Genomic DNA, 12,598 nt, shown 5'->3' with positions numbered 1-12,598 from the left:
CAATCTTTCGGTTCCGTGACGCCACAAGGTAGGAACGCTTTGGCTTCGGGTCAAGGGATGCCGTCCGTCCGAATGCGAGGTGACGCCTCGCTCTCGGGCGTGACCATCAGCTGAACCCAGGAAAACCACAGGTGGAGCGTCGTGCGACCTGCGGGTCCAGCAATCCATCGGCCTTCAACCTGATCCGCAAGTTTCGAAATACATTCGGAAACTCATCAATGCCCGAGGGTTGACGAGGCACCGTCAATCCCTCAATCATCCTGTCTGGAGAGTCGATCGTCAGACGAAATTTCGAACGGCTCGTGAGCGGGCTCCCTTCGGACCGCGACGAAGTACCCGCCGCGTGTCCCGGGGCGTGAGACCGCCGCCGGGGGCACATCGCCCGGCGGCCGGCCTGGCCCGCCCGGGCCGGCCGAGTCCCCGCCGGGCCTCGTGACCGCGGTGCCCGTTGATCCCGTCATCCTTTCCCTGGAGGCACAGTCATGGGCTCATACGCCCGTCCCAGTCCCGTCGGCCGACGCGGGGCCCGAGCTCTGCTCCTCACGCTGCTCGCCGGCGTGCTCGCTGTGATCGCGTCGCTGTCCGCGCCGCCGCCCGCTCTGGCAGCCGAAAGCACCCTTGGCGCGGCGGCTGCGCAGAGCGGCCGCTACTTCGGCGTCGCCGTCGCAGCGAACCGGCTGAGTGACGCGACCTACGTGTCGATCGCCGCACGTGAATTCAACTCGGTGACGGCCGAGAACGAGATGAAGATCGACGCCACCCAGCCGCAGCGGGGCCAGTTCAACTTCCAAGCCGCCGACCGCGTCTACAACTGGGCGGTGCAGAACGGCAAGGAGGTGCGCGGGCACACCCTGGCCTGGCATTCGCAGCAGCCCGGATGGATGCAGAGCCTCAGCGGCAGCGCGCTGCGCCAGGCGATGATCGATCACATCAACGGTGTGATGAGCCACTACAGGGGCAAGATCACACAGTGGGACGTCGTCAACGAGGCTTTCGCCGATGGGAGTTCGGGAGCCCGGCGCGACTCCAACCTGCAGCGCACCGGCAACGACTGGATCGAGGCGGCCTTCCGCGCCGCGCGAGCCGCCGACCCCTCCGCCAAGCTCTGCTACAACGACTACAACGTCGAGGACTGGACCTGGGCCAAGACCCAGGCCATGTACGCCATGGTGCGGGACTTCAAGCAGCGCGGCGTGCCGATCGACTGCGTCGGCTTCCAGTCGCACTTCAACAGCGGCAGCCCCTACAACAGCAACTTCCGCACCACCCTGCAAAACTTCGCTGCCCTCGGTGTCGACGTGGCCGTCACCGAACTCGACATCCAGGGGGCCCCGTCCTCGACCTACGCCAGCGTCGTCAACGACTGCCTGGCCGTCTCCCGCTGCCTCGGCGTCACCGTCTGGGGCGTGCGTGACAGCGACTCATGGCGGTCCGAGCACACGCCGCTGCTGTTCTACAACGATGGCAGCAAGAAGCCCGCGTACACCGCTGTCCTCAACGCACTCAACGGCGGCTCCACCACGCCGCCCGCGGACGGCGAGACGATCAGGGGCGTCGGTTCGGGCCGGTGCCTGGACGTGCCCGGCAGCACCGCCGACGGTACCCAGGTCCAGCTGTGGGACTGTCACAGCGGCGCCAACCAGCAGTGGACGTACACCGGCGCCGGGGAGCTCAGGGGCTACGGCGACAAGTGCCTGGACGCCGCCGGCACCGGCAACGGCGCCACGGTCCAGATCTACAGCTGCTGGGGCGGCGACAACCAGAAGTGGCGTCTCAACTCCGACGGATCCATCGTGGGCGTCCAGTCCGGTCTCTGCCTCGACGCGGTCGGGGGCGCCACCGCCAACGGCACCCGGATCCAGCTCTACTCCTGCTCGAACGGTTCCAACCAGCGCTGGTCCCGCGCCTGACGCACCCCATGGTGTGCCGGTCGCGACGACCGCCGCGACCGGCACCGCATGGGCGGAACGTCACCCCGTTTCACGGCCCCGCAGGGTCGGTGGGCCATGCCCGCCCCGGACTGTCCCGGACCGGGGCGGGGACCCGGGCGGGCTCGGGTGCGGGGTCGAGAGTGTGCGCACCTTCGGCGCGAGGACGGCCCCGCCTAGAGCGTGCTGTGAAAGCAGCTTCGTCCACCCGAAGGTGGGGGCCTGCGGCGTCTGAGCTGTCGAAGCTGGTCAACTCGCTCAAGGGCGTCTCGGCCCGGACGCTGCGCAAGGAGTACGAGAGCCACGTGCGCCGGTACCTGTGGGTTAAACACCTCTGGTCCGGCTCTCGCACTTCGCCCGCAGCTGCGGCGGCGCACCGCTGCCCATGCCCTAGCCGTGATGGTTCTGCGGTCCGGTGGAAACCGCAGCCTTGCGGGCAGCTGCGGCGAGCCAGGGCTGGATGGAGCCGTCCTTGGTTAGGTCGGCGCGGTAGGCCAGCGCCGCGGTCAGGTAGCGGTGGTTTCTCTGGCTGTACCGCCATCGGAAGCTGCGGCGGACCGTGTCGGGACAGGGGGTGAGGCCGCCCCCCTCGCGGGCGCTCCAGATGGTGAGTTGCCAGGGCCTGCCCTCGTCTGCCAGGTAATTCTGCGCGTCCTGGGCCGTCGCCGCGTCGGGGAATGCGAAAACTTGGACTGAGACGTAGACAGGGTTCTCTGGCGTGGTGTGGGGCCCGGGCTGCTCCGCATAGACACCGACGACCACTTCGGTACAACCACGGTGCTCGAGTTCCTCGGCCAGGTCGCTGGGGCCCGCTTCATGGGAGAAGCGGGTGTCCTCGGCGATCCGCGTGAACTTGATGTCCAGGTCGTTGGTGAACCGCTGCGGCAGTAGGGCGTCCGGAGTGAACGGAGTCTCGTCGGTGGAAGCGCGGTTCCAGGAGCCGGGAGAGGGCGACTGGTGCCGCCGCTGCGTGTCGTCGTCCATGATGCGGGTGCGAGGGGGGCGGGACATCGCCGCGGTGGGAGCTTCTGCTGCCGCACACGACACCAGGATTGCCTGCAGCCGCTGCTGGACCTGCTCTGCTGACTGGGGACGCCGGTCGGGATCGCGCTCCAGGAGGTCGGCAACAAGTGTGGTCACCTCCGGCGGCAGGCCGGGGCGAAGTCCGTCGAGGGGCGGGGCCTCCTCGTCGAGCTTGCGCCGCACGACCGCGATGCTGTTGTGCCCGGTGAAAGGCGCTCGCCCTGCGAGCATCGCGAAGAGCACCCCACCGAGTGCGTACAGGTCCGACCGTTCGTCGCCGCGTTCCGTGAGGAACTGCTCCGGTGCGCCGAACTCCGGCGTTCCAGCAGGGGCCAGTTGAGAGGAGCGGGCCACGGTGAAGGCAGCCTCGACGAACCCGGCGATCCCGAAGTCGATGACCTTCACCAGCCCGTCGCCGGTGATGATGACGTTGTGGGGCTTGATGTCGTAGTGGATGACCTGGGCCCGGTGGGCGGCCTCCAGCGCGGCACAGATGCCGCTGGCGATGGCCACGGCACGTGTCACGGGCAATGCACGCTCAGCAGAGAGACTGGCTGTGAGTGTCTGGCCGCACACCTTCTCCATGACCAGGAACAACCCGTCGCCGTGGACGCCCCGGTCAAACAGGGCGGCGACGTTGGGGTGGACGATCTGGGCGGCAGCTATCGCCTCGCGCTCGAACCGCTGGGGCAGGTCGGCCTGGGTCATCCCGTCCAGATCCAGGAGTTTAAGTGCAACCTCACGGTGGAGCACGCGATCCCGCGCGGCCCACACCTCGCCCATACCACCGCGGCCCAGACGACCGATCAGCTCGTACCGGTCCGCGATCAGCCTTCCCCGCTCCACGCTGTCAGCATACGAGACGCCTCCGCACCTGCGAAGGCGGTTGGTGCCGTCTATAGACAGATCGTTCCGATCCTCGCCGACCGCGCCACTAGGGCGCCGGTCCCTGGGTCACCACCAAACTCAAACGGCCACCTGGCGGTGAACGCATCCTCACCCAGCGCACCGTCAACCGGACCCTGGCCGCAGCAAGGACACCCGTCGAACGCGGCATGGCACGGCTGAAGTCCTGGCAGATCTTCCGCAGAGCCCGCACCAGCCCGAACGCATGACCGTCATCGCCAAGGCCCTCGCCACCCTGGAGAGGCAACGCTGAAACACTCACTGTTGTCGCATTCGACATCTGGGCCCGCCGCACAGGCAGGCTCCCTCAGTCGGCCGCAGCCTCACACTCGACTCCAGCCCGCTAACTGCGCCCCCGCAGAGGGACTTGACCGGATCGACCGCACCGCGGAAGCGGTGACCGCCGAGTCGACCGAAGGCGGTCCCTCAAAGTCAGGGGGTTAGGAGGTGTGTGGGGTCACCAGGCCGGATTCGTAGGCGAGGACCACGAGCTGGGCGCGGTCGCGGGCGTGGAGCTTGGTCATGGCCCGGTTGATGTGGGTCTTGGCGGTCAGCGGGGTGATGACCATGCGGGCGGCGATCTCGTCGTTGGACAAGCCCTGCGCGGCGAGAGCGACCGCCTCGCGTTCGCGGCTGGTCAGTTCCTCCAGGCAGCCGCCGACGGCGCGGCTGGTGGGTGGCTGGGTGACGAACCGGTCGATGAGTTTGCGGGTGATCGCTGGCGCCAGCAGGGCGTCACCGCGGGCGGCGACGCGTACGGCGTGCAGGAAGTCCTCCGGGACGATGTCCTTGACGAGGAACCCGGCGGCACCGGCGCGCAGCGCGTCGAAGACGTACTCGTCCATGCCGTAGTTGGTCAGCATGACGACGTGCACGCCTGCCAGGGCCGGGTCTGCGGCGATGCGCCGGGTTGCTTCGATGCCGTCCATGACAGGCATCTGGATGTCGATGAGGGCAACGTCAGGCACATGCTTCCTGACGAGCGCCAGGCCCTCTTCGCCGTCGGCGGCCTCGGCCACCACTTCGATGTCGTCTTCGAGGCTGAGCAGCGCGCAGAAGCCGCTGCGCAGGAGCGGCTGGTCGTCGACGAGCAGGACCCGGATCACGACGCTCCGCTCAAGGGGAGTTCGGCCTGGACGGTGAAGCCGCCCGCGCTGCGCGGCTCTGTGCGAAGGCAGCCGCCCAGGGCGGTGACGCGTTCGTGCATGCCGAGCAGCCCGAGGCCAGGCGTCGGCGCGGTGTCCGGCGTGGCCTTTCCGTTGTCGTCTACGCGGATAGCGAGGGCGTCTGGCCGGTGGTCGATCAGGACCGAGGCGGTGGTGGCGGCGGCGTGCCGGGAGACGTTGGTGAGCGACTCCTGAACGATCCGGTAGGCGGTGCGGCCTACCGCGGCCGGCACGGCGTACGGGCGCCCTTCGACTCTCAGCGCCGTCTCCAGGCCGGTCGTTTGGAACTGTTTCACCAGGTCCGGTATGTGGTCGAATCCGTGCGGCGGAGTGAGGCCGTCGTCGCGCAACGCCTCCAGGGTCGCGCGCAGCTCCCGGCTCGCCTCCCGGCCGGCTTCCTGGATCACCAGCAGCGCTTCCGGCACCTGCTCGCCCCGCCGCCGGGCCACGTGGACGGCGACCTCGGACTGCACCTTGATGACCGAAATCTGGTGGGTGAGCGAGTCGTGGAGCTCCCGCGCGATGCGCAGCCGCTCCTCACCCGCCCGGCGCCGTGCGGTCTCCTCCCGGGTGTGCTCAGCTTCGTCCGCCCGCCGTTCGGCCTGCCGCACCGCCTCGCCGGCGGCAATGGCGGCGATCAGCCAGGCAATCTCCAGAGTCGTCCGGGCCTGGCCCACCACCTCGCGAAGGTCACCGCCAGGGAAGACGAGGGCCGTGAGGAAGAGCGCAGCCAGCAGGCCCACGGACACGGCCAGGGTGACGGCGCGGTGCCCGGCACGTACGGCGCTGTACACCGCGACCAGGTAAGAGACGGCGAGCACCTCGAACCCGGCCGCCTGGTAACCCACCGCGGACAGCCCGCCGACGGCCAGCACCACGAGCGGTGCCCGGCGGCGAGCGGCCAGTGCCAGCGCTCCGGCCGCCAGCAGTGCCAGGCCGAGCACCTCGCGGCTCTCGGACGGGTGGGGCCCGGACAGCCCGGTGCCCAGGAGAAGTGCCGCCACCCCCAAAGCGATCGACCAGTCGGTGACCTTGGCCGGAACAGTGAACCGCCCCTTGTTCATGAGGGCACCGTAGCCGGACGCGGTGGCGGGCGAGTCCGGCCCACGGACGAGCGGCCGACTACTGCGGGCGCGGTACCTGTGCGCCGCCTGCCGTAACCGCAGGACCCGGCTGCCGCACCGGCGGCAGGGGAAAGTGCCTGCGCATGCGGGACGACCGGCAGGAGGGCCGTGGCGCATTCTCAAGGCGCACCACAGCCCGGACTCAAACGACGGAGAAAAAGGAGGACAGCGGTATGAGTGCTTCGGCAGTACTGATAGCGGCGGCCGAGGGCGGGATCATCGGCGACGGACGGACGGGGGCCAACCTGGCCCTCGGGGTAGGGCTGCTCGGCCTGGTGATCGGCTGGCTGGCCCTGACGCGCTCCGGCGGCCGGACCGGCAGCGCGCGCACCGGCGGAAGGTCGGCCATTGCGATAGGGGCGATCGGCACGGTCCTTGCGGTGCTGCACCTGGTCACCTCCAGCGGGGGCCCCGGTACGGGCAACGGGCTCGTCGGCGCCATCGTGGCCGTCCCGCTGGGGCTGGGCGGTGTGTTCCTCGGCCGCCAAGCGCTGACCCGTTTCCGCCGCGCCGGTCAGCCGGCCGGATGACCGTCTGACCGCCGGGTCATGGCGTGCGCGCGGCCACTGCACGCCGGACCCCGTAGGCGGCGGCGCCGAGGGCCAGGACCGCGGCACCCCCGATCACCGAGGACAGCGGGAGGGCAAAGGCCAGAATGAGGCAGCCGACTAGCCCGAGGACAGGGATCACTCTGGCCGGGCGGCCCTCGTCCGGGGTGAGGGTCCAGGCGGAGGCGTTGGCGATGGCGTAGTACGCCAGGACGCCGAAGGAGGAGAACCCGATCGCCTCGCGCACGTCCCCCATCGCAGCGACTACGGCTACTACGGCGCCCACCAAAAGCTCTGCCCGGTGCGGCACCTCGAACTTCGGGTGGACCGCGGCTAGGCCGTGCGGGAGGTGCCGGTCGCGCGCCATGGCCAAAGTGGTGCGCGACACGCCGAGGATCAGCGCGAGCAGCGAGCCGAGTGCGGCCACAGCCCCACCGACGCGCACCGCCGGCACCAGCCAGTCGGCGCCCGCCGCCCTTGCAGCGTCGGACAGGGGCGCGCCAGCCTGTCCCAGCCCCTGCGGGCCGAGAACGCTCAGCACAGATATGGCGACGACGGTGTAGACGAACAGCGTGATACCGAGGGCAATCGCAATACCCCGGGGGATGGTGCGCTGCGGGTCGCGGACCTCCTCGCCGAGGGTGGCGATGCGGGCGTACCCGGCAAAGGCGAAGAACAGCATTCCCGCCGCCTGGAGCACCCCGCCGAAGGTCGCATCTCCCCCGACACCGAGCCGGGCCGCACTGGACGCGGAAGAGGTGAGGGAGGCGACCACTACGGCGGCGAGCACTGCAAGCACCACGGCCACGATCACCCGGGTCAGCAGCGCCGACTTCTGCACCCCTGCATAGTTCACTGCGGTCAGCGCCACCACCGCCGCGACCGCGACGGCATGCGCCTGGCCGGGCCACACGTACGAGCCCACCGTGAGGGCCATGGCCGCGCAGGAAGCGGTCTTGCCCACCACAAAGGCCCACCCGGCGAGGTAGCCCCAGAAGTCGCCGAGCCGCTCACGGCCGTAGAAGTAGGTGCCGCCCGAGGCCGGGTAGCGGGCGGCGAGCCGGGCGGAGGAGGTGGCGTTGCAATACGCGACCACTGCGGCCAGGGCCAGGCTGATCAGCAGCCCGGAACCGGCCGCTAGCGCGGCCGGCGCGAGCGCAGCGAAGATGCCCGCGCCGATCATCGCCCCCAGGCCGATCACCACGGCGTCAGACACCCCCAGCCGCCGCTGAAGTTCGTCCGGTATCCCGGCGGCAGTCGGTGACTTGCTCACGGCCCACTCCTCGGCGGCACCAGCCGCGTACGTTACGCGCTCCGATATCGGGCGACGATACGGGAGCCGGGCCGGGCCGTCTGGCGCAACCCCAGGCCACGAGCACACGCACCAAACCAGACCCGGCGGCGTTGCGCCACTGCGTCGTCGCCCTGCACGCCGCCCCCGGCGACTTCCTCTTCACCGACGACCGCGACGAGAACGTACGCGCAGCGCACTGTCTCGGGGGGTGACGAGTGCAGCTTCAGTGGCGCGGTCATCGCCGGGCCGGCCGGTGACGTCCAAGAGGAGTCCGCTGGGGGGCGTCGGTGAGTTCGGCGTAGTCGTATCCAGGCCGTGGCCCCGCGTCCTCAGACATGGGACTTGGACCGCCCGCCATCGAAGCTGGATCGATTGTTCGGGTACGTACATGTGGACCGGGCATCCGGGAAGGCGGGCCTTGATCAGTTACATGAATGGACGGGAATCGACATGTCGCAGATGCAGCTCTTGGCCAAGGGAGCGGGCGAGGGCTCCCCACCGTTCTGGATCATCGCCATCATTTTGATCGTCATTGTGGGAGCGGCCTTTCTGGTTGCACGGGCGCGCAGGAGATAGAGCGCAGCGCTCAAGCCGCGGCAAAGTGTCGGGGGCAGGGGTGTCCGGCTCGGAGTTGACGCTGATCACGACGATCGTCAGGTCTAAGCGGTGTGTCTTTTGGGCCGTGAGCTCGCGCCTGCTGGCTCGGCGCGGGCTCCACCATGACGGCCGAGGACAGGCGCAGCCCATGCTCGGCGACACGGAATTCCTCGCCGGCCAGGCCCTCAGGCTTCCCCACAGCACACCCGTCTTTGAGGGGTGGGTAGCCGTGGGGCGGTGATGTCCTTCAGCACCGAGGCGAGAATGTCGGCCATCGCACGCTGGTCGGCCGCGTGCGCACGGGCGGACGCGGCGGCCTGCCTCGGCGAGGGGCCGGCGGTTGGGCATGAAGGCACACTGCAGAGGCTGGATTCCAGGCATCGTGGCAGACTTCGCCAAGTAGGCTGCCGCATAGCGCCGTTGGCGGCTGGCCTGTGGAGTCATGACGGCCAGACGGGGGCGTCCGGTGTCATACCCATCGAGCGGGGCGGGGGTTCCCTGTCATGAACGGCGGCCGGGCGTGGATCGCCACCGGTTGACTGTTCGCGTTCGCAGGTTTCAACGCGGCCCTGTCAGCTCGTCGGCCTGCCCACCCAGGCCGACGAGGAAGTCGGCAAACAGGCCCATGCCCTCCCCCCTCTGAAAGCTCGTGCCCGTTCATCTCTGTATCCACTGCGGCGCCAGGGGGAAGTAGTCCCCTGGGGAAGTCGACGCCAACGCAGACGATGTCGCGGCACTCGCCTGTGTCCGGGGCTCCCTCACCCTGCGGCTGGATGCGAAACGGTCCGCGCCGGCCAGTAGAGGGAGAGCACGTGGGTCCTGCGGCGCCGTCCGCCCGCCGGCGCAGGTGGGCGTTGTCCGTCCGTCGAGCAGGGGTGAGAGCTGACAGCGCTCCAGTTAGGATCGCCGGGCTGCGCGGGCTTTTGTGTACGAGCGCGCGGGCGCGACGCATGCCACACAGTCACAGGACCAAGGTCCATGCGCCACAAATCCGCCCCGAAGGCGGAAATACGGGCGCCGATGGTGCCGGCCGGGCAGGCCTGGGCCGTCAACTCCCCCCGGCAGTCGAAGCTGCCCTACGGCATGCCCTCACTCCGGAACACGGTTCCGATCATCGCAGTGGCCCTCCATCTCCCCGCCAGGTTCGTAGCGCCCTAATTTATGTATCGAAGCGCTGGTCGTCGGCGTGGCGCCACCTAACCTCGATCTTTCGTGACGGTCCGTGGGTTTCTTCGGCGGGCCGTTTCGGTTGTTCGGGCTGGTGGTGGTCAGGCTGATGGCCCGGCTGTCGCGTCGGGTGGGCGCCGGGTTCCACGGCTCCGGCGGGGGTGGTGCTGCTCGCAGGGACGGGAACACGCTGGTCAGCCGGGGTTCGGGAGGGCTTCGAGTCGTGCCAGGGCGTCGGTGATCATGTGGGTCCAGGGCCAGTGGCGGGCGAACCGCAGGTGCCGGCGGCGGGCGGTGGTGACCAGCTGGGCGGCGGCGGAGAAGAGGCGGAGCCTCAGGCGGCGGGGTTCCCACCTGCGGGTTTCGCCGGTCAGGGCGAGCATGGGCATCCAGGCGAGGAGGTCGAGGGCGATCTGGACGATCTCCAGCCAGATCTGGTTCTGCTTGGTGTCGTGCAGGGGCAGGTTGCGCAGGCCGGTGGCGCGAGCGGCACGGATGCGGTCCTCCGCCCGGGCTCGCCGGCGGTGCCGCAGTTCGAGTGCGGCGATCGGGATGCCGGTGGTGTTGGTGGCGAACGCGGTGAGCCGCAGGCCGTCGGCGTCGGTGATCCGCAACTGGGCGCCGGGGTGAGGCCGTTCCTTCCGCACGATCAGCCGCATTCCCTTCGGCCAGCCCTTCAGGCAGTCGCCGGACAGTTCGGCGACCCAGGCCCCGTCCCGGATCTCGCCGCCGGGCTCGGTCGCCGCCGTCCAGGCCGAGGCGGGGGCCTTGAGGACGGCCTGGTGAATCTGCTCGGTGATGGTCATGCCGACCGAGTACGACAGCCACCGGCCGCGTTGGGCGAGCCAGGCGACGAACTCGTGGGTGCCGCCTCCTGAGTCGGTACGGATCAGCGTCCGGCGTCCGCGCCGGTACTTCTTCGGCAGCTGGGCCAGGGCGAGTTGGGTGGTGGTGATGTGGTCGGCGGCGGTGTTGCTGCCTGCGTTGCCGGGCCTGAGCAGGCCGGCCACCGGCTCCCCGCTGCCACTGCTTCCGTGGTCGACGAACCCCATCAGGGGGTGGTGTCCGAAGGTCTTCTTCCAGGTCGCGGTGGCGTCCTGCTTCTCGGAGTGGGCCAGAACGAGGACCCCGTCCAGGTCCACGATCACCTGCCCGCCCGCGTCAGGAGCCGCGGTTTTGGCCAGGCTCCAGACGCGCTCGCGGGCTTCGGCCCGCGCGGCCCGTATCGCGGACAGGGCCTTCGGCCCGGCGGCGGCGAGGGTGTCGACGAGCCGGGAGACGGTCGGGTCGGACGCCACCGGCCCGAACACGGCCGGCTCGGCCCGCAGCATCCCGACATCCGCGAGGCAGTCCCCGCCCAGGGCGACCGCGAGTGCCACGTCCAGCAGGATCTTCCCTGGATCGTGCACTGCCCGTGAACGTCGCCACGGCGTCAGTGCCGTCGATATCGCCTGGTCCAGCCCGGCCTTGCGGGCGGTCTCGACCAGCAGCACGGCCCCGGCCTGGGACACCACTCCGCGACCACCGCCCTCGATGCGGACGCGTGGATAGGACCCGATACGCTTCTTCACCTGGGAAGTGCCTCCGGCATGGCAGGAACAAGGACCTCGACAATCCTCATTCTTGCTGGTCAGAGGCACTTCTCGTTTACCTGACCGCCCGTCGGACAGCCCGCTTCATGAAAGCGCGAGGCTAAACTGACATGCGGTCTTCGCCCGATCATGCTGGTATCGACCCCTATGAATGACTACTTTCCCGATGAAGCCGAGTTGACGGACAGGATGGAGCGGAATCTGGCGGAACACGCCTGCCATCTGCACCGGAGCATGTCCGGTGCGACTGTCGCGGAGACCGGTGACCTCCTGGTAGCGGACAGCGGCCTGGACGACGACACGTTCAACATCGTCGCAGCGGCCCGCTTCACTGCCGGCGACGCCGCGGCCCGTATCTCCGAGACCGTCGGGCCGCTGGCCCGCACCGGCCGCAGTTTCTCCTGGTGGGTGGGACCTGCCTCGACACCGACAGACCTCACCACCCGCCTGACCGCGGCCGGTCTGCCGGTGTCCGAGCGTGAGACAGCAATGTGGGCCGAGCTGGACGACACCCTGCCGATCCCCTCAGTCCCGGGTCTGGACATCCGAACGGTGACTACGCCCGAGCAGCTCACCGACTACGCCACGGTCCTATCCGCGAACTGGAATCCACCCGCCGCAACCGTCCGCGACTTCTTTGCCCGGGCCGCTTCCCGGGCGCTGGCCCCTACCTGCCCGGCCCGGTACCTGGTGGGCTACGTGGAGAATCACCCGGTCTGCTCCGCCGAGGTGTTCCACCACGCGGGAGTCGCCGGCGTCTACAACATTTCCACCCTGGCCGCCCACCGCCGGCGCGGCTACGGCGAAGCCATCACGCTCGCGGCCCTTCACGCTGCCCGCGAGCGAGACCACGGCATCGCGGTCCTGCAGGCGTCGGCCGACGGCGAGCCTGTGTACTCCCGCCTGGGGTTCCGCGCCTGCGGCCAGTTCGTCGAACACGCCATCAACACCTGAAACTCCACGGACATCCGTCCGTCGCCCGTGATTGAGCTGGTCACAGCCATCATTGTTCGAGTCATCTGCCGCACCGGGCTCAGCAAACCCGGCCCGCAACATGCCTAGGCCAGCGAAGGCTTGTAGGCGTGATGACGACGAGGCACATGGCCATGGGGGCTACCGGCGGTGGGTTCGATGGCCGCAGCTGGTGCCGCGCCCGCCGTGGCGGCCCATCTGCCTCAACCGAGCCCGGAGGGATTGGTGTGGGTCGACGAGGCGGTCGGGGACGGTGGTGTTGCCTCCGCCGGGGCACGGGA

8 protein-coding genes and 2 pseudogenes are annotated in these 12,598 nt (G+C 69.4%); 5 read left to right on the top strand and 5 right to left on the bottom strand.

All coding sequences use genetic code 11. The features are described 5' to 3' along the window. Positions 1–482: 482 nt before the first annotated feature. On the top strand, positions 483–1,910 hold the full coding sequence (locus JE024_RS37270) for an endo-1,4-beta-xylanase (RefSeq protein ID WP_205378247.1): 1,428 nt from the start codon (positions 483–485) through the stop codon (positions 1,908–1,910). Between the two features lie 239 nt (positions 1,911–2,149). Continuing rightward, positions 2,150–2,322, top strand: a pseudogene (locus tag JE024_RS42610) (transposase); the annotation flags it as partial. On the opposite strand, the gene JE024_RS37260 reads toward JE024_RS42610, so the two are convergent. Beyond that, positions 2,319–3,797: a serine/threonine-protein kinase gene (locus JE024_RS37260; protein WP_244883520.1), complete on the bottom strand. Its 1,479-nt coding sequence runs from the start codon at positions 3,795–3,797 to the stop codon at positions 2,319–2,321. The pseudogene JE024_RS42610 and the gene JE024_RS37260 overlap by 4 nt on opposite strands. Positions 3,798–3,851: 54 nt before the next feature. Here JE024_RS37260 and JE024_RS37255 point away from each other — a divergent pair. Beyond that, positions 3,852–4,110: pseudogene (locus JE024_RS37255) on the top strand (transposase family protein); the annotation flags it as partial. A gap of 187 nt (positions 4,111–4,297) precedes the next feature. Here the strand turns inward: JE024_RS37255 and JE024_RS37250 are convergent. Both JE024_RS37250 and JE024_RS37245 read right to left on the bottom strand, forming a co-directional pair. Then, entirely contained in the window at positions 4,298–4,963 is a 666-nt protein-coding gene (locus tag JE024_RS37250) for a response regulator (RefSeq protein ID WP_205378245.1), read from the bottom strand. Continuing rightward, positions 4,960–6,087 (bottom strand): sensor histidine kinase, encoded by a 1,128-nt coding sequence (locus JE024_RS37245; protein ID WP_205378244.1) that lies wholly within the window; start codon positions 6,085–6,087, stop codon positions 4,960–4,962. The genes JE024_RS37250 and JE024_RS37245 overlap by 4 nt, the downstream gene beginning before the upstream one ends. A 233-nt stretch (positions 6,088–6,320) precedes the next feature. On the opposite strand from JE024_RS37245, the gene JE024_RS37240 reads away from it, so the two are divergent. Then, the gene (locus tag JE024_RS37240) at positions 6,321–6,677 is read left to right on the top strand and encodes a DUF6223 family protein (protein WP_205378243.1); all 357 of its coding nucleotides are present in this window, start codon (positions 6,321–6,323) and stop codon (positions 6,675–6,677) included. 16 nt (positions 6,678–6,693) lie between these two features. Here the strand turns inward: JE024_RS37240 and JE024_RS37235 are convergent, their stop codons facing one another. Both JE024_RS37235 and JE024_RS37230 read right to left on the bottom strand, forming a co-directional pair. Beyond that, positions 6,694–7,968, bottom strand: a complete 1,275-nt coding sequence (locus JE024_RS37235) for an APC family permease (RefSeq protein WP_244883516.1) — start codon at positions 7,966–7,968, stop codon at positions 6,694–6,696. Between the two features lie 1,979 nt (positions 7,969–9,947). Beyond that, the gene (locus JE024_RS37230; protein WP_205377879.1) at positions 9,948–11,324 is read right to left on the bottom strand and encodes an IS1380 family transposase; all 1,377 of its coding nucleotides are present in this window, start codon (positions 11,322–11,324) and stop codon (positions 9,948–9,950) included. Positions 11,325–11,534: 210 nt separating this feature from the next. On the opposite strand from JE024_RS37230, the gene JE024_RS37225 reads away from it, so the two are divergent. Further along, positions 11,535–12,299, top strand: coding sequence for a GNAT family N-acetyltransferase (locus tag JE024_RS37225; protein WP_205378572.1), 765 nt, complete (start codon positions 11,535–11,537; stop codon positions 12,297–12,299). The last annotated feature ends 299 nt before the right edge of the window (positions 12,300–12,598 follow it).

It is taken from the genome of Streptomyces zhihengii (assembly GCF_016919245.1).
Lineage (GTDB): Bacteria > Actinomycetota > Actinomycetes > Streptomycetales > Streptomycetaceae > Streptomyces > Streptomyces zhihengii.
Note: the sequence above shows the minus strand (reverse complement) of the source record. Positions and strands in the feature narration are given on the sequence as shown.